The organism is Nocardia sp. NPDC058705 (assembly GCF_042749305.1).
In the GTDB taxonomy this organism is placed as follows: Bacteria; Actinomycetota; Actinomycetes; order Mycobacteriales; family Mycobacteriaceae; genus Nocardia.
On sequence record NZ_JBHYRN010000030.1, the window covers coordinates 1 to 21,036 of the forward strand.

General features: G+C 67.8%; 25 protein-coding genes and 1 riboswitch. Of the genes, 15 read left to right on the forward strand and 10 right to left on the reverse strand.

What is annotated here, in order from left to right; genetic code table 11:
• On the forward strand, positions 1-583 hold a 583-nt coding region (locus ACFW6D_RS26695), incomplete at its 5' end, for an SRPBCC domain-containing protein (protein WP_379332522.1).
• A 30-nt stretch (positions 584-613) separates the two neighbouring features.
• On the opposite strand, the gene ACFW6D_RS26700 is transcribed toward ACFW6D_RS26695, so the two are convergent.
• The 3 genes from ACFW6D_RS26700 to ACFW6D_RS26710 form a co-directional block, all read right to left on the reverse strand.
• Complete coding sequence (locus ACFW6D_RS26700) at positions 614-1,645, reverse strand: ABC transporter substrate-binding protein (RefSeq protein ID WP_379332524.1); 1,032 nt, start codon at positions 1,643-1,645, stop codon at positions 614-616.
• A complete protein-coding gene (locus ACFW6D_RS26705) occupies positions 1,645-2,394 on the reverse strand; it encodes an ABC transporter ATP-binding protein (protein ID WP_379332526.1) in 750 nt (249 codons plus the stop codon). The genes ACFW6D_RS26700 and ACFW6D_RS26705 overlap by 1 nt, the downstream gene beginning before the upstream one ends.
• 71 nt (positions 2,395-2,465) lie before the next feature.
• A complete protein-coding gene (locus ACFW6D_RS26710; protein ID WP_379332528.1) occupies positions 2,466-3,497 on the reverse strand; it encodes a FecCD family ABC transporter permease in 1,032 nt (343 codons plus the stop codon).
• A gap of 33 nt (positions 3,498-3,530) precedes the next feature.
• Positions 3,531-3,653: riboswitch (cobalamin riboswitch) on the reverse strand.
• A gap of 85 nt (positions 3,654-3,738) precedes the next feature.
• Here ACFW6D_RS26710 and ACFW6D_RS26715 point away from each other — a divergent pair.
• The 5 genes from ACFW6D_RS26715 to ACFW6D_RS26735 are packed head-to-tail and all read left to right on the forward strand — an operon-like array spanning position 3,739 to position 9,076.
• The gene (locus ACFW6D_RS26715) at positions 3,739-4,830 is read left to right on the forward strand and encodes an ABC transporter substrate-binding protein (RefSeq protein ID WP_379332530.1); all 1,092 of its coding nucleotides are present in this window, start codon (positions 3,739-3,741) and stop codon (positions 4,828-4,830) included.
• Positions 4,830-5,690, forward strand: coding sequence for an ABC transporter permease (locus ACFW6D_RS26720; RefSeq protein ID WP_379332532.1), 861 nt, complete (start codon positions 4,830-4,832; stop codon positions 5,688-5,690). The genes ACFW6D_RS26715 and ACFW6D_RS26720 overlap by 1 nt, the downstream gene beginning before the upstream one ends.
• A complete protein-coding gene (locus tag ACFW6D_RS26725; RefSeq protein ID WP_379332534.1) occupies positions 5,666-6,430 on the forward strand; it encodes an ABC transporter ATP-binding protein in 765 nt (254 codons plus the stop codon). The genes ACFW6D_RS26720 and ACFW6D_RS26725 overlap by 25 nt, the downstream gene beginning before the upstream one ends.
• Positions 6,427-7,776, forward strand: coding sequence for an LLM class flavin-dependent oxidoreductase (locus ACFW6D_RS26730; protein WP_379332536.1), 1,350 nt, complete (start codon positions 6,427-6,429; stop codon positions 7,774-7,776). Before ACFW6D_RS26725 ends, ACFW6D_RS26730 begins: the two co-directional genes overlap by 4 nt.
• Positions 7,777-7,831: 55 nt before the next feature.
• Positions 7,832-9,076 (forward strand): MFS transporter, encoded by a 1,245-nt coding sequence (locus tag ACFW6D_RS26735; protein ID WP_379332538.1) that lies wholly within the window; start codon positions 7,832-7,834, stop codon positions 9,074-9,076.
• A 140-nt stretch (positions 9,077-9,216) separates the two neighbouring features.
• Here the strand turns inward: ACFW6D_RS26735 and ACFW6D_RS26740 are convergent, their stop codons facing one another.
• A complete protein-coding gene (locus ACFW6D_RS26740) occupies positions 9,217-9,798 on the reverse strand; it encodes a TIGR03086 family metal-binding protein (RefSeq protein ID WP_379332540.1) in 582 nt (193 codons plus the stop codon).
• Positions 9,799-9,859: 61 nt separating this feature from the next.
• On the opposite strand from ACFW6D_RS26740, the gene ACFW6D_RS26745 reads away from it, so the two are divergent.
• Positions 9,860-10,612 carry a helix-turn-helix domain-containing protein gene (locus tag ACFW6D_RS26745; RefSeq protein ID WP_379332542.1) on the forward strand — a complete coding sequence of 251 codons (753 nt, stop codon included), beginning with the start codon at positions 9,860-9,862 and terminating at the stop codon, positions 10,610-10,612.
• Positions 10,613-10,695: 83 nt separating this feature from the next.
• Positions 10,696-11,841, forward strand: coding sequence for an alpha/beta fold hydrolase (locus tag ACFW6D_RS26750; protein WP_379332544.1), 1,146 nt, complete (start codon positions 10,696-10,698; stop codon positions 11,839-11,841).
• On the opposite strand, the gene ACFW6D_RS26755 is transcribed toward ACFW6D_RS26750, so the two are convergent.
• Entirely contained in the window at positions 11,842-12,426 is a 585-nt protein-coding gene (locus tag ACFW6D_RS26755) for a TetR/AcrR family transcriptional regulator C-terminal domain-containing protein (RefSeq protein WP_379332546.1), read from the reverse strand.
• 151 nt (positions 12,427-12,577) lie between these two features.
• Here ACFW6D_RS26755 and bioB point away from each other — a divergent pair, with 151 nt between their 5' ends.
• The 6 genes from bioB (at position 12,578) to ACFW6D_RS26785 (ending at position 16,581) form a co-directional block, all read left to right on the forward strand.
• Complete coding sequence (gene bioB, locus ACFW6D_RS26760) at positions 12,578-13,591, forward strand: biotin synthase BioB (protein ID WP_379332548.1); 1,014 nt, start codon at positions 12,578-12,580, stop codon at positions 13,589-13,591.
• 81 nt (positions 13,592-13,672) lie between these two features.
• On the forward strand, positions 13,673-13,903 hold the full coding sequence (locus ACFW6D_RS26765; protein WP_379332550.1) for a hypothetical protein: 231 nt from the start codon (positions 13,673-13,675) through the stop codon (positions 13,901-13,903).
• Positions 13,904-13,929: 26 nt separating this feature from the next.
• Complete coding sequence (locus ACFW6D_RS26770; protein ID WP_379332551.1) at positions 13,930-14,550, forward strand: DUF2567 domain-containing protein; 621 nt, start codon at positions 13,930-13,932, stop codon at positions 14,548-14,550.
• A gap of 70 nt (positions 14,551-14,620) precedes the next feature.
• On the forward strand, positions 14,621-15,154 hold the full coding sequence (locus tag ACFW6D_RS26775) for a DUF1353 domain-containing protein (RefSeq protein ID WP_379332553.1): 534 nt from the start codon (positions 14,621-14,623) through the stop codon (positions 15,152-15,154).
• A gap of 61 nt (positions 15,155-15,215) precedes the next feature.
• Positions 15,216-16,328, forward strand: coding sequence for an AI-2E family transporter (locus ACFW6D_RS26780; RefSeq protein WP_379332554.1), 1,113 nt, complete (start codon positions 15,216-15,218; stop codon positions 16,326-16,328).
• Between the two features lie 85 nt (positions 16,329-16,413).
• On the forward strand, positions 16,414-16,581 hold the full coding sequence (locus ACFW6D_RS26785; protein ID WP_379332556.1) for a hypothetical protein: 168 nt from the start codon (positions 16,414-16,416) through the stop codon (positions 16,579-16,581).
• A 4-nt stretch (positions 16,582-16,585) separates the two neighbouring features.
• On the opposite strand, the gene ACFW6D_RS26790 is transcribed toward ACFW6D_RS26785, so the two are convergent.
• Positions 16,586-17,395: an ABC transporter permease gene (locus ACFW6D_RS26790; RefSeq protein WP_379332558.1), complete on the reverse strand. Its 810-nt coding sequence runs from the start codon at positions 17,393-17,395 to the stop codon at positions 16,586-16,588.
• Positions 17,392-18,378 (reverse strand): ATP-binding cassette domain-containing protein, encoded by a 987-nt coding sequence (locus ACFW6D_RS26795; protein ID WP_379332560.1) that lies wholly within the window; start codon positions 18,376-18,378, stop codon positions 17,392-17,394. Before ACFW6D_RS26795 ends, ACFW6D_RS26790 begins: the two co-directional genes overlap by 4 nt.
• Before the next feature lie 96 nt (positions 18,379-18,474).
• Between ACFW6D_RS26795 and ACFW6D_RS26800 the strand changes: the two genes are divergently transcribed.
• Entirely contained in the window at positions 18,475-19,158 is a 684-nt protein-coding gene (locus ACFW6D_RS26800) for a TetR/AcrR family transcriptional regulator (RefSeq protein ID WP_379332562.1), read from the forward strand.
• 70 nt (positions 19,159-19,228) lie between these two features.
• Here the strand turns inward: ACFW6D_RS26800 and ACFW6D_RS26805 are convergent, their stop codons facing one another.
• The 3 genes from ACFW6D_RS26805 to ACFW6D_RS26815 are packed head-to-tail and all read right to left on the reverse strand — an operon-like array spanning position 19,229 to position 20,981.
• Positions 19,229-19,717, reverse strand: coding sequence for a nitroreductase/quinone reductase family protein (locus ACFW6D_RS26805; protein ID WP_379332564.1), 489 nt, complete (start codon positions 19,715-19,717; stop codon positions 19,229-19,231).
• Positions 19,718-19,756: 39 nt separating this feature from the next.
• The gene (locus tag ACFW6D_RS26810; RefSeq protein WP_379332566.1) at positions 19,757-20,146 is read right to left on the reverse strand and encodes a hypothetical protein; all 390 of its coding nucleotides are present in this window, start codon (positions 20,144-20,146) and stop codon (positions 19,757-19,759) included.
• Between the two features lie 43 nt (positions 20,147-20,189).
• A complete protein-coding gene (locus ACFW6D_RS26815; protein ID WP_379332568.1) occupies positions 20,190-20,981 on the reverse strand; it encodes an alpha/beta hydrolase family protein in 792 nt (263 codons plus the stop codon).
• Positions 20,982-21,036 lie beyond the last annotated feature (55 nt).

Below are 21,036 nucleotides of genomic sequence, written 5' to 3' on the forward strand. Positions count from 1 at the left end.
CGATGGTACTGCACTCGACAGGGTGTGGGAGAGTAGGACACTGCCGGAACATCATTGCGAAAGGCCCCCAGCATTGCTGGGGGCCTTTTTGCGTTCCCTGTACTGTGAATCCATGGCGACGACCAAGATCGGTACGCATATCAACGCGCCTCGTTCGACCGTCTATCGGCTCTTGCTGGACGGCGACGCGGTGGCCGCTTGGATGCCACCACCCGGGATCACGGCCGAAGTGCACCGGTTCGAGCCGAAAGAGGGTGGATCGTTCTCGATCACCCTCGCCTATGACGAGCCGACGGAATCGGGCGATACGCAGCCGATACAGCGCAGCGCCTGCTTCGGAACGTTCCGCACACTGGTGCCGGACGAACAGATCGTCGAGGTGCTGGAATGGGTCACCGTGCAGCCGGAGATGACCGGTGCGCAAACTCTCACGTACACGCTGACCGACGCCGACGGCGGCACCCAGCTCGATATTCTGCACGAGAATCTCCCGCAGGCACTGAGCCTGGCTGACAACGAAAGAACCTGGTACCAGTCGCTGGCGAATCTGGCGGCACTGGCCGAGCGAGAATCCGCCAGCTGACTATCGCCCCCGCTGATCGGTGTACCCAGGTCAGCGCACGGCGTCGTCCGCACGGGGCGTGATTTCCGACGCGGGCACAAGGGCCCACGTTTCGAGCTGCTTGCGGATCTGTTCCGCAGCGTCGATATTGAGCGGCCCGCTCGTCCACAGTGCGTAGGGCAGGTTGAAGAATCGGCTGTCGCGGACTGCGCGCAGACCGTTGATGCCGGGCTTGGAACGCAGCAGCTCGACCTTCTGGGTGTAGCTCTGGCCGGGGTAGTCGACGAACATGATTGCGTCCGGGTCCGCTGCCGCGAGACGTTCCCACGAGACCTTGGTCCAGGTGTCGTCGACATCGTCAAGGATGTTGCGGGCACCTGCGGCTTCTAGGATCGCTTGGGGCGCACCGAATTTGCCGCTGGAGAAGATGGTGTCGGTGCCGCTGTCGAACAGGAAGACGGTCGGGGTTTTCGCCGGCTTCGGTGCGGCGGTCAAGGCGGCGAGTCTGCGGTCGAGGTCGGCGGTGACCTCGGTGGCGCGGTCGGGGTGGCCGGTGATCGTGCCGAGGTCGGTCAGGTCGGTGCGCAACGCGGTCCACGGTTCGACGGTGCCGCGGGCGGCCGCGCCGTCGAGTTGGCGGCAGCTCTCGGTGAGGACGTAGGCGGCGATGCCGTCCTTGTGCAGTGATGCGGGGGTGAGGTTGCTCGCTTCGTCGTAGCCGTAGCTCCAGCCGGCGACCATGACGTCCGGGCGGTTGGCGAGCACCGTTTCGCGCGAGGGGTATTCGGGGGCAACGTCGTTCAAGCCGTCGACGATGTCGGCGCCGTAGTGTGCGCGCAGGGTGGCCGCGTCGCGCTGGATGCTCGAGACTGCGGCGACCTGGTCTTGTGCGCCGAGGGCGAGCACCATCGAGATGAGGTTGCCGTCGTTGACGAACAGCCGCTGTGCGGGGGCGGGGAACTGGGATTCCTTGCCGCAGTTGCGGATCGGGATTGTCGTCGCGGCGGGTGTGGTGGTGCCGGTGCATGCCGCCAGGGTGACGGCGAGGGCGGTGGTGGCCAGGATTCGGCCGGGGTTGTTCATTATCGTGCCTCTCGCGGGGTGATCAACAGGTGGTCGTCGCCGGTGACGGGATGTCGGACGCGGGTCGCGTCGACACCGAATACCTCGGCGATGACCTCGGGTGCCAAGGTCTCTGCGGGCGGCCGCGTGGAACCGTTGTGCAGCACAATGATTCGGTCGCAGTAGCGGTCGGCCAGCGCGAGATCGTGCAGGGCGGCGACGACGGTGCGGTTCAGGGTCCGCATCAGGGTGAGCAGTTCGAGTTGATGGGTGACGTCGAGATGGTTCGTCGGCTCGTCGAGCAGCAGGACCGGGGTGTCCTGGAGCAGCGCCCGAGCCAGCAGCACCCGCTGCCGCTCGCCGCCGGACAGTTGATGCACCTGCCTGCCCGCGAAACCGGCCAGATCGACGGCGTCCAGAGCCTGCGCCACCTGCTGTTGTTCACGCGGGGCGCCGAGACCCCATGGCGGTAGATAGGGCGTCAGACCGAGGGCGACCACTTCGCCGACCAGCATGTCGGCGGGCGGACTCTCGTCCTGCGCCACGAGCGCCACCGCTGCTGCCCGGCGACGGGGCCGGAGCGCGTGCAGTACCTGCCCGTCCACGAGGACCTGGCCGTGTTTCGGCTTGTCGACCCCGGCCAGCACCCGTAGCAGCGTCGACTTGCCGCTGCCGTTGGGCCCGACGATGCCGACGATCTCGCCGGGTCTGATCGAGAAGTCCGCCTCGGCAACGATATTCCGGCGCCCGATCGCGCAGGTCAGGGCCACGGCCCGCAGTTCGCCTTGCGGCCTCGCGCTGTGCGAGGAACCAGGCTCGTGCGGTCGGCCGAATGCCCGAATCATGACGCGCCGAAGTGGTAGCGGCGTCTGCCCATCAGCAGGAGGAAGATCGGCGCGCCGATGAGGCCGGTGAGGACGCCGACGGGGATTTCGGTGGGGCGGACCAGGATTCGGGTCGCGGCGTCGGCGATCACCAGGAACAGGGCGCCGCCGACAGCGCAGGTGGGGAGTAGGTTGCGGTGGCGGGGGCCGACGATCATGCGTGCTGCGTGGGGGACCACGAGGCCGACGAAACCGATGCCGCCCGACACCGCGACGAGTACCCCGACGAGCACTGCGAGCAGTACGAACAGGCCGATGCGCAGGTGGCGCACCGGGACGCCGACCGACGACGCGGTGTCCGCGCCGAGGGTGAGCGCATCCAACCAGCCCGCGATCGCAAAGAGAATCGCGCCGCATGCCACGACGACCGTGCAGGGTAGGGCGAGGGTCGTCCAGTCGGCACCGGCGAGACTTCCGAGCAGCCAGAACAGCACCGACTCGGCGGCGGCGGGATCGGTGCTGCGGAAGACGAGGAAGCTGCTGAACCCGGCGAAGGCCGACCCGAGGACGGTGCCGGTGAGCACCAGCCGCAAGGGGGTGAGACCGCCTTGCGCCAGCGCGATCAGGAAGACCAGCGTCGCGGCGCCGAGCGCGCCGAGCAGTGCACCGCCGGACAGCGCCCAGATGCCCGCACCGGCGAACAGCCCGGAGGTGATGACCGCGGCCGCGCCGACACCGGCACCGGACGAGACGCCGAGCAGGAACGGATCAGCTAGGGGGTTGCGCACCAGCGTCTGCATTGCCGCGCCCGCCAGTGCCAGGCCGGCGCCGACCACCGCGGCCAGCAGGGTGCGTGGCACTCGGAGTTGCCAGACGATGGTGTCGATGCCGAGGTCGGCGGGTGTCGCGCCGGTGAGCCGGGCGAGGAGGGTGTCGAGCACCGCGGATACGGGCACGATCTCCGCGCCGAATCCGGTGGCTGCGATCATGGCAGCCAGCAACAGCGCCCCGAGCAGGGGTAATGCGAGCGAGACCCGCGCACGGGTCATCGCGAAATCTCCACAGGCAAGGCGCGGCCCTTTCAGAGGGTGTCCCGGCGAGGGAGGTCTGACTTTCGCCGCGAGGCGATCACAGTGGCGCGACCGTTCCGGAGTTACACCGGATTCCCGCACCCGCCGGGGATGACCCCGTGACTGTACAAGGCACGCGGTGCCAGGCCCGCCGCGAGCCCTTCGAATCACGGCAACGCTAAAGGTATTCGGCGCGGGGCGCTGTTGATTCAATCCCTGTATGTACCGACCGAACACCTTTCGACCCGGCCTGCGTGGCCGCGCCACCGCCGCGCTTCTCGCGGTGGCAACCGTTGCGACGCTCGGCCTGACCGGCTGTGCGCAGGGCAATGACGCACCGGTCGGCACCCCCGATACGCCGCTGCCGACCGAGGTGCCGGCGGGGACCACGCTCGTCGTCGCCGATCAGCAGGAACGTCTGCAATCGGCGCTGCGGCTGTCGGGTGAGCTGGACAAGCTGCCGTTCAAGATCGAGTTCGCGAACTTCGTCGGTGGCCCGGCCATCCTGGAGGCTTTCCGTGCCGGTGCGGCCGATGTCGGTCAGGTCGGTGATGTGCCGCCGATCCACGCGCTGGCGGCGGGGCAGGACGTGCCGATCGTCGGCTCGTATCAGACCAACCCGAAGGCGATGAAACTCGCTGCCGCACCGGGTCGTTCGATCACAAAGCTCACGGAACTGAAGGGTAAGAAGATCGCGTACGCCGAGGGCACCGCTCAGCAGGCGGCGGTGTTGAAGGCGCTCACCAAGGCCGGGCTGAAGCCCACCGATGTGGAGCTGGTCCGGCTGCAGCTGGCCGAGTTCCCCGACGCGGTGCGAACCGGTCAGGTCGATGTCGCGCCACTCATCGAACCCAATGTGACCCGGTTCCTGCGCACCCAGGGCGCCTCGCTGATCCCCGATTCGGAAACCACCGGCATCTACAGCGGTCTCGCCTACTTGTACGCGCGCCGCGCGGTGGTCCAGGATCCGGCGAAGGCCGCCGCTACCCGGGCCCTGGTCGGCGCGTTCGTGCGGGCATGGCAGTGGACCAACACCCATCGCGAGGAGTGGGCGACCAAGTACTACGTGGGGAGTCAGAAGGTCAGTGCCGAGGATGCCGGGCGGATCGTCGAATCGCTGGGCACCTACACGTTCCCGCACCTGGACCAGCAGTTGATCGCCCGACAGCAGACCACCATCGACGCGATCGACGCCGTGGGCGAGCTGCCCAAGAAGATCGAGGCCGTCGACGGTTTCGATCTGCGGTTCGACGCGGCGGTCACCGAGGCTGTCACGGCCAGTGGGGCGGCGTTCGCGCCGGCGGCGAGCTGATGGCCACCCTCGATGCCGGTGTGCTGCGCCGGATCAGGACGAGCACGGCCCCGGTCGAAGCCCTTGCACCGCGTGGGCGAGGCAGTCGCAGGCTGGGACCAGGCAAGCCGATTCCGTTCGGCTTCGCCCTCGGTCCGGTGCTGTTGATCGGCACCTGGGTGATCGGCTCGGCGATCGGCGCCATCGACCCGGAGACACTGCCCGCGCCGTGGACGGTCGCGCAGACAGCGGGTGAGCTGATCGCCGACGGGCAGTTGCAGTCCAATCTGCTGACCTCGTTGCAGCGTGCGGTGATCGGGCTCGTCCTCGGGGTGGTGATCGGTGTGGTGCTGGCGCTGGTCGCGGGGCTGAGCCGGATCGGCGAGGCGGTGGTCGACGGTCCGGTGCAGATCAAGCGGGCGATCCCCACACTGGCGCTGATCCCGCTGTTCATCGTCTGGTTCGGGATCGGCGAGCAGATGAAGCTGATCGTCATCACGACCAGCGTGCTCATTCCGGTCTACATCAATACTCACGCCTACCTGCGCAGTGTCGACGCGCGCTATGTGGAACTCGCCGAGACGGTCGGGCTGTCACGGTGGGGATTTCTGCGGCGGATCGCGCTGCCGGGATCGCTGCCCGGGTTCTTCCTGGGGCTGCGGCTGGCGGTGACCATCTCCTGGCTGGCGCTGGTGGTGGTCGAACAGGTCAACGCGACCAGCGGGATCGGCTACCTGATGACGCAGGCGCGCACCTACGGCCAGATCGACGTGATCGTCGTCGGCCTGGTGATCTACGGGCTGCTCGGACTGTTCGGCGACCTCGCCGTGCGGGCAACGGAACGAAAGGTGCTGGCATGGCGACAGACACTGGGCGACTGAGCTCCGACGAGCGGGTCGTCGTACGCACCCACGCGCTCACTCGCGGCTTCGGCACGCGAATCGTGTTGAACGGCATCGACATCGAGATCCGGCGCGGTGAGTTCGTGGCGCTGCTCGGGCGCAGCGGTTCTGGCAAGAGCACATTGCTGCGGGCGCTGGCCGAACTCGATTCCGAGGTGCCCGGTTCGGGCGAGCTGACGGTGCCGACCCAGCGGGCGGTGGTGTTCCAGGACTCGCGGTTGTTGCCGTGGGCGCGGGTGCTCGACAATGTGGTGCTCGGGTTGACCGGGCGCGATGCCGCGCGGCGGGGGCGCTCGGCGCTGGCCGAGGTCGGCTTGGCCGGGCGTGAGAAGGCTTGGCCGCGTGAGCTTTCCGGTGGTGAGCAGCAGCGGGTGGCGCTGGCGAGGTCGCTGGTGCGTGAGCCGGAGTTGCTGCTGGCCGACGAACCGTTCGGCGCACTCGACGCACTGACCAGGATCCGGATGCACGCCCTGCTGCAGGCGCTGTGTGAGCGGCACCGGCCCGCCGTGTTGTTGGTGACCCACGACGTGGACGAGGCCGTGCTGCTCGCCGATCGGGTGCTGGTGCTCGACGAGGGCGCGATCACGATCGATCAGCGCATCGAGACGCCGCGTCCGCGCAGGCACGCGCACCCGGAGTTCGTTCGGTTGCGCGAGACGCTGCTGGCCGGACTCGGCGTCGACACAACGGAATTCGAGAAAGTGAAGCAGGCGTCATGAGTGCACCCCGTCAACTGAGTCTCAACGCGTTCATCTACCCGTCGGGCCACCACGAGGCCGCCTGGCGCCATCCCGACAGCAGGCCCGACCGGATCTACGACGTTGCCTACTACCAGGAGATCGGACGCACCGCAGAGGCGGCGAAGCTGGACGCGGTGTTCTTCGCCGACGGTCCCGCTCTGCGCACGGACGTGCGACACAATGCCGCGCCCGGCCTCGAGCCGATCACCCTGCTCACCGCGATCGCTTCGGCTACAACACATCTGGGCCTGATCGCCACCGCGTCGACCACCTACTACGAGCCCTACAATTTGGCGCGACTGTTCTCCTCGCTCGACCACATCTCCGGTGGTCGCGCGGGTTGGAACATCGTCACCACCGGAACCGACCTGGCCGCGGCCAACTTCGGGCTCGACCGGCACCCGGATCACGCCGAACGTTATGCCCGCGCACGGGAATTCGTCGACGCGGTGGTCGGGCTGTGGGACAGCTGGGAAGACGATGCGATCGTGCTCGACCGGGCGGTCGGGGTGTACGCCGATCCGGACAAGATCCATCCGATCGACTTCGTCGGCGAACACCTCAGCGTGCGTGGACCGTTCAACTCGGCGCGCACACCGCAGGGGCGTCCGGTGTTGGTGCAGGCGGGGGCGTCGAACGAGGGTCGCGCCTTCGCGGGCAAGTACGCGGAGGCCATTTTCACCGCGCATCAACGGCTTTCGGACGCGCAGTCGTTCTACGCCGACATCAAGTCCAAGGCGGCCGAGTTCGGGCGCACCGCCGACGAGGTGAAGATTCTGCCGGGGATCAGCCCGTTCATCGCCGACACCGAGGCTGCCGCACTGCGTTTGGAGCGGGAGTTCAACGAGCTGACCGTGCCCGAATACGGGATCAAGCAGTTGGAGTCGATCACCGGAACGTCTTTGCGCACTCTCGCTTTGGATGAACCGGTGCCGGTGGAAGTATTCGCGGGGGCGGGCGATGTCACCGACAACGCGCGCAGCAGACTACAGGTGGTGGCGGGGATCGTCGAGCGGGAACGGCCGACGCTGCGCGGATTGCTGCACCGGCTGGCGGGCGCGCGGGGTCACAGAGTATTCGCGGGGACACCCGAGCAGGTGGCTGACACGATCGAGGAGTGGTTCACCCAGGGCGCGGCAGACGGATTCAATGTGATGCCGCCGTATTACCCCGGTGGACTCGAGGTGTTCGCCGAGACGGTGGTGCCGATCCTGCAGGAGCGTGGGCTTTTTCGCACCGAGTACAGCGGGACCACGCTGCGCGATCACTTCGGTCTCGCTCGTCCGCAGAGTCGGTTCGCGCAGACGCCCGTTGCCGTCGGATGAGGGCTGATTCCGACGGAAGTTGTTGTCCCGGTCGAGGTAACCGCGGCGGGCGGCGGTGAGTGCGGTCACGGTCGACACCGAACCGCTGCAGTTGCGTTCACTGGTGTGGCCGGTGTTCGCGCCGATGGCGTTGTACGGCACCGGTGCCGGGGCCGCCGCGCCCATGTATGCCTGGCGCGCACTGGATCTCGGGGCATCGGCGGGTACGGCGGGGCTGATCGTGGCGCTCGGCGGGCTCGGGATGGTGCTCGCCGATCTGCCTGCGGGGCGGATCGTCGCCAGGATCGGGGAGCGGGCGGCGATCGGGGTCGGCAGTGTATTGGGCACGGTCGGGGTGCTCGCGGCGATCTTCGCGCCGAATCTTGTTGTGCTGGCGGTGGGTTTGCTGCTCAACGGTGCGGCGGGCGCGGTGTGGGGGTTGGCGCGGCAGACGTATCTGGTGTCGGTGGTCGCGCCCGAGCAGCGCGGGCGAGCGATGTCGGCGCTGGCGGGTTCGCACCGGCTCGGGTTCTTCTGCGGGCCGTTCCTCGGCGCGGCACTGGTGCACGGGATGGGGCCGGTCGGTGCGCTGTGGTTGCAGTTGGTCACCATGCTGGCGGCCGCGGTGGCGATGGTGGCGATCCGCTCGAGCGAGATCAGCGATCCGTCGTCGTTGCGGCCGGTGCACACGGTGCTGTCCGAAAACCGCAGGGTGCTGGGCACTCTCGGCCTCGCCTCCGTCGCCGTCGGTGCCGCACGCGCGTCCCGCACGGCCCTGCTGCCGCTGTGGGCCGCCCACCTCGGCATCGACCCCGCCGCCACCAGTGTGCTGTTCGGCCTGGCCGGTGCGGTCGACGTACTCATGTCCTACCCGGCAGGCGTATGGCTGGACCGCGCGGGCAGCCGCGTCACCGGCACCGCGTGCGGAATCTGCTTCGCGCTCGGTTACGCGGCATTGCCGTTCACCACCTCGGTGCTCACCATGGGCGCGGCGACCATGCTCCTCGGCCTGGCCAACGGCCTGAGCAACGGCTTGATCATGACCGTCGGCGCCTACGCCGCACCTCCTGACCGCCGCGCGGAATTCCTCGGTGCTTGGCGCCTGACCCACGATGTCGGCGCGTTCGCGGGGCCGGTCGCGGTCGGTCTCGTCGGCGCGCTGGCGGGGCTCGCCGCCGCGGGCGGGCTGATGGCATTCAGCGTCGGCCTCGGCGCGTTCGCGATGTATCGCTGGTTTCCCGGACATGTGAGATCGGCCCGAGAGGCGTTGGGCGGCAACGAGGTCGGCGCGAATGAACCCGAGCGGGTTCGGCGCCGATGAGGACGTAGTGCCCGCCCCTGGACCGGTGATGGTGCTCCGTCGGCGTCGGTGGGACGGATGACCGCCCCGGCCTCGGCGGACCGGTTGCGGTTGCCCGATCGCCGCGATCGGATACGGAGAAACCGTGAGCGTCGACGCCGTCAGAGCGCCGAACTACAGGTCCAAGCGGGGTTGCGTCCGGTGAGCCCGAGGATGCGGTCGAGCAGCGGTGCGCCGGTGTCGATGGGAATCTCCGGGCCGTAGATGCCCAGCTCGCGGCCCTGTTCGGCAGTGGCGGCGGTGTCGTTGTAGGTCTCGCGCAGCAGGTCGTCGTCCCAGTGCACGGTGGTGCCGACGGCGCGGGCGAGGTCCCAGCCGTGCACGATCAGCTCGCCGACGACCATGCCGCCGACCAGCGGCGCGGGCAGCTCCATCGGGCCACCCATCCGGGTGACGCCCTGCCAGGCGTCGGGCCGGCCCCAGGCGGCGGCGAGGTCGGTGAGCTGGGTGTCGAGGGCGGCGGCCCAGTCGCCTGTGGTCAGATCGACCTCAGGCCCGGGGGCGATTTCGCCTTTGCGTGCCGCGCCGATCAATGACGGACCCCAGTGCAGCAGGTGGTTGAGCAGGGCTCGGACATCGAAATCGGCGCACGGTGTCGGGTCGGCGAGCCGGTCCGACGTGATGGTGCGGAGGATCTTCGACAGCGGTTCGGCGGCGCGGGCCACCCGTTCGTTTTCGGACATACACCGAGGTAACCACCGCAGCTGGGCGTTGTCTTGAACAAACGCGACATACACTCGCCGCGTGGAGCGCGATCCGCGGGAACTCGGCGGCGCCTGGCGCGCGTCGCAACGCCATGCGTTCGCCGCGCCGACCGGGGAGCTGACGCGTTACGTCGCGCGGTATTGGACGGTCACCTGGGACTACGAGCAGCCGTACCGGCAGCTGGTGGTGCCGTTGCCGAACGTCCACCTGAGCTTTCGCGAGGGCCGGGGCGAACTGCACGGGCCGTCGTCGTCACACGTCTACCGGGAGCTGTCCGGCGTCGGGACGGTGTTCGGTGTCGCGTTCAGACCGGGTATGTTCCGGCCGTTTCTCGATGGGTCGGTAGCGGGGTTGCGGGATCGGATAGTCGATGCCGCAACAGTTTTCACCGGCGAACTGCCCGCGCCTGTCGGTGTCGAATCGGTCGAGCGGTTTCTTGTCGGTCACCTTCCGACGCCTGATCCGCAGGCCGACCTCGCCGCGCGGATCGTGGCGACGATCGCCGAGGATATCGCCGTGACCAGGGTCGATGTGCTCGCGCAGCGGTTCGGGCTGAGCGTGCGGGGGTTGCAGCGGTTGTTCGCCGAGTATGTCGGCATCGGGCCGAAATGGGTGGTGCGGCGGTATCGGCTGCACGAGGTCACCGAGCGGCTCGCCGAGGGCGTCGAGATCGACTGGGCGGTGCTCGCCGCCGAGCTGGGTTACGCCGATCAGGCGCATCTGAGTCGTGAGTTCCGCACGATTTTCGGGGAACCGCCGACCCGGTACGCGCAGCGCTATGAGCAGGGGTGACGCCACGGGAGGTTGTGGGCGGGTGCGGCCGCGGGCCGCGATGGTGACCGGCGGGGGCTGATCGACGCCCCTATGGTGGAGTTATGTCGTCATTCGATCGGCATCCGTCCACCGTCGCGGACTTCGACGATGCGCGTCGGCGGGAACGGTTGCGCGAAACCCGGTTGGGCCACGCGTGGGGCCGCCTGCGCCGGACGCGGCTGGCGGTGTTACGAATTCTCGGGGTGCTGCTGGTCGCGATGATCGTGTTCGGGCAGTACTGGGTGCACGATGTGGTTCCAGAACGCGAGCGACTGGCCCAGACCACGCCGGAGTTGCTGCCTGCGAATCTGCCTGCGGATTCCCGGGATTGGGATACAGCGGTGGTCGATATGGTGGGGCTCGGGGGAGTCAACGCAGTGCCGACCGCCAAGGCACTGCCCGCGCTGAGTCACCTCGGGGTGGTGTGGGCGGTGCGCTACGACAACGCGGGTATCGACACCAAGGTCATCGCCGACATGATCGTGCGGGCCGCCAGGTACGGCAATGTGCGCAACATCGTGCTGGTCGGGCACAGCATGGGCGGGATCGTCGCGCTCGAAGTGGCGCGGCATATCCACCTCGGCAGTGACCGGCGACTTGTGGCCGTGGTGCTGGACTGCACGCCGATGGACCTGGACGCGGTGCGCCCCGAAAGCCGCAGTCGCGGTGCTGATCTGGTGCGCTGGGTGGGCTGGTTGCCGGGTGCGCGGGAGAGCAGGCTGCTGCGCTTCGCGGTCGAGATGTCGGTTCGGCGTGAACGTTTCGCGCAGCCGAGCGGCCTGTTCTTCGATGTCGATTTCAACGCTTTCGGGAAGGCGGCCTCGGAAGTGTTGCGTGACAAGATCTTCTCCCGTGACGCCGCGAGCAACGGGTTGATCGAGGCTCAGTTCCTGGCGATCGTCGCGGGCGGCGGTACGGCGGATCTGCGGGCGCTCGGCAAGCCGCATCCGGACAAGCGGAACCCGGCCATCGTGTTCATCCGACCCCGCGATGCCTCCCGTGACGGCGTGGTGGACGTGGCGTATTCGCACGAGGTACTCATCGAACACGCCGGTGGCGTGAACGGCACGCTGTCGGTGGTGCGGCCGCGTCAGACCGAGCACGCGAATCCGATTCAGCGACCCGGCGAATACAACGAGGTCATCCAGGGGCAGGTGCTGCCGGTCGTGCGCCGCTTCCAGGAAGCCAATCGCAACGATCCGCCCTGATCAGCGCACTCGGGTACCGAGAATGGTGCGCACGCCCGCGATGAACAGTTGCAGGCCGAAGTCGAATCGAGCTGTGGGGTCAGGGGTTTCGAGCAGGGGCGTGTTGTCTTCGGGGAGGGCGCCGACGGAGTCCATCTGCATGCGCGACTGCTCGTCGACGGTCTGGCCGAGCACGTAGTAGAGCAGGGTGTAGGCCGTGAGATCGGCTTCCTCCCTGGTCATGCCCGCACGAATGACGATGCCCGCCAGACGTTCCCGCGCCTTGCTCGTGGTCAGCCGCGAGGCGTAGGTGGCCGATACCAGTTCGGCGCCGTCGCGGTAGGCGAGCAAGCAATCACGCAGGCGATGGGCCAACTCGGTGAGTTGTTCGGGCCATTCGGTGGCGGTGATCGGCTCGTCCATCGGAGCGAGAATCCGATCGGCCACCGCGCCGAGCAGGCTCTGCTTGTCCTTGACGTGCCAGTACAGCGCCCCCGGCTGCACCTGCAGTGAGCCGGCCAGCCGGCGCATCGTCAGGTCGGCGAGGCCGTACTGATCGAGAATCGCGACGGCGGCGTCGACCACATCCGTCTTCCGCAGTTGCACGCGTGTCCTTCCGTGGTGATTTTTCGACCCGAGTGTCGTGACTCACTCGCAGCCGCTACCCTATCCTGAACACCGTTCAAGTTGCACGGCCACGCCGGGTGGATCACACCCACGGTTCGTGCGCACACCCCCGTCGAAGGGACATCACGTCGTGACACAGGCACCCGTCCAGACCGATATTCTGGCCATCGCCCGTGAGCAGGTGCTCGAGCGCGGCGAAGGCCTCACCGAGCAGCAGGCCGTCGAGGTCCTCCGTCTGGGTGACGATCGCCTGGAAGTGCTGCTCGAACTCGCCCACGACGTGCGGATGAAATGGTGCGGTCCCGAGGTCGAGGTCGAGGGCATCATCAGCCTCAAGACCGGCGGCTGCCCCGAGGACTGCCACTTCTGCTCGCAGTCGGGCCTGTTCCAGTCGCCCGTGCGCGCGGCCTGGCTCGACATCCCCAGCCTGGTCGAAGCGGCCAAGCAGACCGCCAAGACCGGCGCCACCGAGTTCTGCATCGTCGCCGCCGTGCGCGGGCCGGACGAGCGCCTGATGGCGCAGGTCGCCGCCGGTGTGGAGGCCATTCGCAACGAGGTCGACATCCAGGTCGCCTGCTCGCTGGGCATGCTCAACCAGGAACAGGTCGACCAGCTCGCCGCGATGGGCGTGCACCGCTACAACCACAACCTCGAAACCGCCAAGTCGCACTTCCCGAAGGTGGTCACCACCCACTCCTACGAGGAGCGTTTCGAGACGCTGCGGATGGTGCGCGAAGCCGGTATGGAGGTGTGCTGCGGTGGCATCCTCGGCATGGGCGAGACCATCGAGCAGCGTGCCGAGTTCGCCACGCAGCTGGCCGCGCTGAGCCCCGACGAGGTTCCGCTGAACTTCCTCAACCCGCGCCCCGGCACTCCCTTCGGTGACCTCGAGGTGCTGCCCGCCGCCGACGCGCTGCGTGCGATCGCCACCTTCCGGCTCGCGATGCCGCGCACCATCCTGCGCTTCGCCGGTGGTCGCGAGATCACCCTCGGTGACCTGGGTGCCAAGCAGGGCATGCTCGGCGGCATCAACGCGGTCATCGTCGGCAACTACCTCACCACCCTCGGGCGTCCCGCGGAGTCGGATCTGGATCTGCTCGGTGAGCTGAGCATGCCGATCAAGGCGTTCAACGAAACGCTGTAAAACGCTGTGTACGATCGAGAATCGACCCAGGTCGAGGGACTGGCGGCCGTCGGGTCGCATTTCACAGAGGCGGTAACTGCGATGGACGAGCACGACACCGCGTTCGCGGAGCGCTATAACCCGTTCACGGGCAAGCGGATCGTGGCGGGGATCGACGACGCGATGCCCGCGTCGGCCGCGCTCGGTCTCGAGCCGCCGCGGTTCTGCGAGCAGTGCGGCCGACGGATGATCGTGCAGATCAGCCCGGACGGCTGGTGGGCCAAGTGCTCGCGGCACGGCGTCATCGAATCGGCACAGCTGGAACGCCGGTAGTGCTCGGCCGCGGGGAGCGCCCGGAAGTGTTGCGGCGCGAGGTCATCGGCGTCGGCGTCGTCATGGCGGCGGTGCTGGTGGCGAGCGCGGCCGCCGGGGTTGTGTGGGGTCTGCTCGCGCCGACCGAACGGCTGCGGGTGACCCAGCCCGGTCGCGCCGCCGTGCTCACCGGCGAGAGCCTGCATCTGTTCGACGCGGTCGGGATGTTTCTGTGCATCGGTGCGGTGGTCGCGGTGTTGAGTGCGGCCGGTGCCTGGCGGGTGCGGGTCGCGCGGGGGCCCGCGCTGGTGCTCGGGGTACTTGCTGCCTCGGGACTCGGCGCGACGCTGATGATGTGGATCGGCGAAGGGGTTGCGGGCGTTCGTCATCCGCGTCCCGACGATCCGGCGGTCGGTCAGATCGTCGCGCTGCCCGCCGAAGTCGGCACCGATCTGGCGCTGCTGGTGCAACCGTTCCTCGCCGCCCTGGTGCTGCTGTTCCTCGCCGCGCTGCACCCGGCCGCCGATCTCAATTCCGGCGCCGCCGGACTGCTGGGTGATCTGCGCCCGGCCGACTTCGACGACGACGACGATTACCGTCTGCCCTACGGCACCGAACAGTATCGGCCGAGCGGCGATTTCGATCCGAGTTCGCAACCCCGCGGCTGAGAGTCCATATCGCGATACCATTTTCGCATAACAGCAGGTAGAAACCGGCTGTGAGGCGAGGGGAGCGGTCGTGGCATTCATCGGTGGTGGTCCGGTCGTCGAGGAGCTCGACGCGAAATTCTGGCGGCTCACCGAACCGCTCACCTATCAGGGCGCGGTCGAAACCTTCACAGTGCCTGCCGGATTCCGCACCGACTTCGCCTCGGTACCGCGCTCGCTCGTCTGGCTGATCCCGCGCTACGGCGCCTACACCCGAGCCGCGATTCTGCACGACTATCTGTGTCGCACAGGCGAAGTCGGGCCCGCCGATGCCGACGGGATATTCCGGCGCAGCCTGCACGAGGCCGGGGTTTCGGTGCCGCGACGCTGGATGATGTGGACGGCGGTTCGGCTCGGCAGCCGGTTGCGTGGGGCGCGGGTGGTGGATGTGCTCGGCTGGTTGCTGATCGCGGTGCCGTCGGTGGTGTTTCTCGCGGTGCCCGTGGTGGTGGTGACGATTGCGCTGCTGGTGTTCTGGGTGGTCGAGTTGGTGTTCTGGGCAGCAGGCAGGGTCACCCGCCGCACCGTGGCGCCCCCACCGAAGCCGCAGATGAAGACCGCCTGAGCACCGATCTCACCCGGAACGGGGGAGGTGGCGGCGTCTTCGCGTGGCTAGCGTTCGGCGCATGTCCGAGCCGAGTATCGAAACCGCAGCCCCGGCCCCCGTCGAATGGTCGATTCCGCGCGGGCTGATCGTGCTGTTGTCGCTGGCGGCCGCCGTGGTCACCATCGCCGGTCTGAAAGCCTTCTCCAGCGTTGTCGGCCCGGTCTTCCTGGCCCTCATGCTGACCATCGCGGTGCAGCCGATCCAGAGTTGGGCGCACCGCAAGGGCTGGCCCGCCTGGCTGGGAATGGCGGCCGCGCTGGTGTCGGTGGTCGCGATTCTGTTCGGCATCGGTGGCGCGCTGGCGCTGTCGGCGGTGCAGCTGGCCTCGTTGCTGCCCCAGTACGCCGACCAACTCAACGATCTGCTCGACCACGGGCGCGGCTGGCTGTCGGATCTCGGGGTGAGTTCCGATCAGATCCACAAGGCGCTCAGCGGGATCGATGTGGGTAAGGCCGCGGGTGTCATCGAACAGATACTCGGCGGCGTGCTCGGCGTCTTCTCCAATCTGTTCTTCGTCCTGGCGCTGCTGCTGTTCATGGCCGTCGACGGGATGACGATGGACCGCCGGATGGCGATCGTGGCTCGCGAGCGGCCCGCGATCGCGCAGGCACTGAGCAATTTCGTCATCGGGACCCGCCAGTACCTGATCGTGTCCACGGTGTTCGGCGCCATCGTGGCGGTGATCGATGGTGGGGCGCTGTGGGCGATGGGGGTGCCGCTGCCGATCCTGTGGGGGTTGCTGTCGTTCATCACCAACTACATCCCGAACATCGGGTTCGTCATCGGCGTCATCCCGCCGGCGCTGCTCGCGCTGCTCGACAGTGGGCCGGTGCTGATGATCTGGGTGATCGTGGTCTATTCGGTGATCAACTTCGTGATCCAGTCGATCATTCAACCCAAGTTCGTCGGTGATGCGGTCGGTCTCGGGGTGACCATCACGTTCGTGTCGCTGGTGTTCTGGGCGTGGGTGATCGGTGCGCTCGGTGCGCTGCTGGCGATTCCGTTGACGTTGCTGGTGAAGGCGCTGTTGCTCGATATCGACCCGACGACGCGATGGGCGGATGTGTTGATCGGTGCGCCGATGGAGAAGAAGAAGCAGGCCAGGGCCGAGACCGCGGTGGACAGGGAATAGCGGTCGGTGCGGATCGGTTCACCAGGAAAACCGGTGGACCTGCTCCTTATCCTGGAGACATCGTATTTCGGGGGAGGACCTGACCATGAAGACCCAGCACGAACAGGCGGCTGCGCAGCCCGCCGAGCGACCCGACCTGGTCGCCTGGCGCCGCCGCCACGCCCTGCGCAGCTCGTCGGCCGCCACCGCGGTACCCAGCGGGCGCACCTACCGACGCTCGCCCAAACACCGCGACCGCCGCTACGTCAGTTGAGCGCTCAGGCCTCTGCCGCGTAGCGGCGGATCGCGATCGGGACCGCGAACGCGAACAGCACGGCGATCCAAACGATCGCCGCCGTGACCGGATGCTGCGTTGGCCACGTTCCACCGGCCCCGCCGGGAAGGTCGGCGCCGAGCAACTCGCGCAGCGCGCCCACGACGGCGCTCACCGGATTCCACTCCGCGATCGCCGCCACCACCGGCGGCATGGTCGCGGTCGGCACGAAGACATTCGAGAACATGATGGTCCCGAAGATCAACGGCGCGATCTGCTGGAGCATCTGCTCGTCACGGATCGCCGCGCCCAACGCGATGCCAAGCCACGACAGCGCGCAACGGAAGGCGAGCAGCAGCCCGATCGCCACCGCCGCCTCGCCGAGTGTGGCGTCGACCCGCCAGCCCAGCAGGAACCCGATGCCGGACATCAGCGCGAGCGCGACGACACCGACCACCGTTTCGGCCAGGGCGAATCCGGCGGGCGCGGCCGCGGGCGAGAGCGCAAGTGCGCGAAGGCGATCGGTGAAGCCGCTGCGCAGGTCGGCATTCACGGTCGACGCGGTCGACGTCAGACCCATGGCCGCGACCAGGACCAGCACTCCCGGCACCAGGTACGCGCGGTAGGCCGCGGCATCGCTCCCGCCGGACAGCGCGCCGCCGAAGACGAAACCGAACAGCAGCATCATGCCCAGCGGAGCGGCCAGGGTGATCGCGAACAGGCCGGGGGAGTTGCGGTAGTTCTGCAGTACGCGCCCGAACAGCACCGCCGCACCGGTGAACACGGACACTGAACGGGTGTCGGTGGCGTTCATGCTCGCACCTCGCTACCGTTCGCTTTCGACGCGACGTCGACCCGATCGCGACCGGTGAGCGCGAGGAAGGCATCGTCGAGAGTCGTTGCGCGGGTGCCGATGTCACGCACGGTGATCTCGGCGGCATCGAGCGAGCGCAGCACCTCGAGCAGGCCGGGCGCGGTCCCGGCGAAGGTGAACGACAGCTCCATCGGCGAATGTCGCTGTGTTGGTGGCGGATCGGGGGGTGAGCCGCCGAATCCGGCCAGCACGGCGACAACCTCGTCGTAGCGGCACGGATCGTCGACGACCAGGTCGAGCCCGGCGGGCACGGTCGCCAGGATCTGCTCCGGCGTCCCGGCCGCGACGACCCGGCCCGCTTCCAGGATCGTGATCGCGTCGGCCAGGCGCTGCGCCTCGTCGAGATACTGGGTGGTGAGCAGCACGGTGGTCCCCTGGGTGACGAAATCGCGGACGTAGCGGTAGATCTCGTTGCGGCTGTGCGGGTCGAGTCCGGTGGTCGGCTCGTCGAGGAACAGCACGGCGGGGCGCACGATCATGCCCGCGACGATGTCGAGCCTGCGCCGCATGCCGCCCGAATAGGTGCGGACCACGCGATCGGCAGCCTCGGCCAGTTCGAACCGGTCGAGCAACTCGCCCGAGTGCCGTCTGGCCGCAGCGGCGCGAAAGCCGTTGAGACGGGCCAGCAACACCAGATTCTGCCGTCCGGTCAGCCGCGAGTCGACGGCGTGGAACTGACCGACCAGGCCGAGCTGGCGCTTCGCGCTGTCGGCCTGGCGGACGGTGTCGCAACCGCGGATCGCGGCGCGGCCCGAAGTGGGTCGCGTCAGGGTCGCCAGCATGCGCACGGTGGTGGTCTTGCCCGAGCCGTTAGGGCCGAGCAGGGCGTGCACCTGCCCGACCGGAACCCGTAGGTCCACCCCGTCCACCACGGTGTTCTTGCCATAGGTCCTGGTCAGTGCAGCGGCTTCGATGGCGTACACGGCAATCTCCCTTCAATTGAGAACAGTGTTCGCAATTGCACGATACGCATCTGCTAACGATGTTCGCAACTAGGAATCTGGGGCATGCTGACAGGTATGACGCACACCGGATCCTCGTTGTGGTCGCGCGGCGCGACGCCGCGCCCGGGGCCGCGCCCTGCGTACACGCTCGATCAGCTCGCTGATGCGTGTGTTCGGCGCGCCGACGCGGGCGGGCTGCGGGCCGTTTCGATGCGCGGGGTGGCCGATGAACTGGGTACCGCGGCCGCCTCGTTGTATCGCTACGTCGACGGCAAGGACGACTTGATCGCCCTGATGGTGGACCGGGTGGCGGGGGAGTACCGGTATGCGGACTCGACCGGCGACGTCCGCGCCGATGTCCTGGCGCTGGCCGAGCAGTCCCGCGCGCTGCACCGGGCACACCCGTGGCTGGTCTCTGCGACGCCGTCGAGCATGGGCCCGAATTCGGTGCGCTACATGGACCGGATGGCGGGCGCGCTGGCGCCGACCGGACTCGACGCGAGTGCCATCATGATGGGTGTCGCGATGCTGTCGAGCTGGGGCGCGAACTTCGCCGCGCAGGAGAGCGCGGGCCTGTCCGCCGGAGATCTGGGTGGCGCGCTGGCGGCTTCGGCCGGCGATTCGGCGCGCGACTACCCGAACCTGACCATGCTGTTCGGTTCCGCCGCATCGGCCGGCGCGGGCGCGGCGATCGACAACGACACGGTGTTCGTCGCGGGTATCGATGCGCTGCTGTTCGGCATTCTGCCGCGCTCGTAAGCCGTTTCGCGACAGGTGAAGTCAGGGTAGCCGACCCGTCGGAGGGGACGCGGGTGTCGGCCGCGTGGGATTACAGCACGCGGCGCAGCACCACCAGCGGCAACGGCTTGTCGACCTTGGTCTGGTATTCGGCCAGCAAGGAATTCTCCGTCAGTGCCCACGCCGCGAACTCGTCGTACCGCTCGCCGGTGAGCACATCGGCCATCGCCGCGAACTTCTCGCCCCCCAACTCGATCGTGACCCGGGGATCGGCCTTGGCGTTGTGGTACCAGGCCGGGTACCTGTCCTCGATGAACGAGCTCACATACATCACGTCGCCGCGATACAACGCCCCCAACGGAACCACATGCGGCTTACCGCTTTTGGCGCCCGTCGTCGTCAACAACAGCAACGTGGCCCCCGCGTAATCACCCCCGACTTTCCCGCCGTTCTCCCTGAACTCCGTGATCACCCCATCGTTCCAGCCCGCCATCTCCTCCTCGGAGAACTCTTTGTTCCATGGCGCGTCAGGGTCGTCGTAGGAGATGGTGTCTTTCGCGTCCGCTGCGTTGTCGTCCATGCCAGCAGTGTGACACCGACCACCGACAACTTTCGGCTCTCAGAACTCGGGGGTCTGCACGGTGATGCGGTAGCTGAGGGTCATTCCTTTGGGGTTGAAAACGGCGCCGCCGAGGTGGAGCCATCGTGCCGGGCCGCCGCGGGGATCGGGTAGGTATGTGGCGCGTACGTGGTCGACGCCGGAGGGGTACCCGCTGGCGGGGGCGGACGTGGTGCACATGACGTGCGCTTCCGCCCATATTCGCGGTTCGGCCGCAGTGTCGAGCAAGGGGGCGACGTCGGGTACGAAGATGCCGAACTCGTCGGCCGGTGCTCGCAGGGATTGGAAGAACTTGCCGGTCGTGGTGAGCCGTACCGTCCCGGTGTGGATGATGCAGGACGGCGTCAGTTGCAACGGTGGGGCGGGCTGGATGTCGCACTGCAGGGCCATGTGCTGACTGTACGGACCTTGCTGATCATCTGCCGCGGAGGTTTCAGGCCGGCAGGTGGTGCTGGAACCAGGTGGTCAGGGCGAAGTCGACCTCGGCGGCTGATGGCAGTTGGGGTGCGGGTTCGATGCCTGGTTCTTCGGCGAGTGGATGCGCCAGATCGGGGATCGTCTGCAGTTCTGCCCTGTCGCCCCATGCGTCGACGAGGTCGCGGGCGTCTGCGCGCAGAGCGGGGTGATCCAGTTCGCCACTGACGACCAGCAGGGGAGGTCGGGAGGTGAGGGCATCTACCTTGGCGACGAAATCCAGTGCGTCGACTGCCTTTTCGGAGTCCGCGTCGTACAAGTAGTCGCCCGGGAACATGTCGACGACGGAACGCATTCGGACAGCGGCGTTGACGAGGGCGCCCGCGAAGATCGGGATCTCGGCATCGGTCAGAACCTGCAGCGCGACGGCACCACCCAACGAGCCGCCGAGCACCCCGATCGGCCCGTCGCCGACCGGCAATTGTTCGCGGATCGCTGCCAGCGCAGCCGGGAATTCCTCGGTCGCCTGCCGCACGAACGGGTGCAGGTACAGCATCAGCGGGTCTTTGTTGAACAACTCCACGATGGCATCGGTACTGCCGTCGACCATGCGCTCCCCGCACATCGGCATCCCGAGATGCACCCGCCACGCGGGCAGCCCGTTCATCGGCAACGCGGCGGCGAAAGCGGCATTCGACCTCGGCGCGTCCAGCATGTGCCAGGTGACGATCAACGGTGCGGGACCGCCGCCTGCTGGTGGAAGAGCGGTGAAAGGTACCCCTGCGGCCGTTCCCGTGATCGGTGAGGACATCCGCCCACGATAGGCCCGCGTCGACATCGCCGGAATCGGTTGCTGCTGTGAGCGA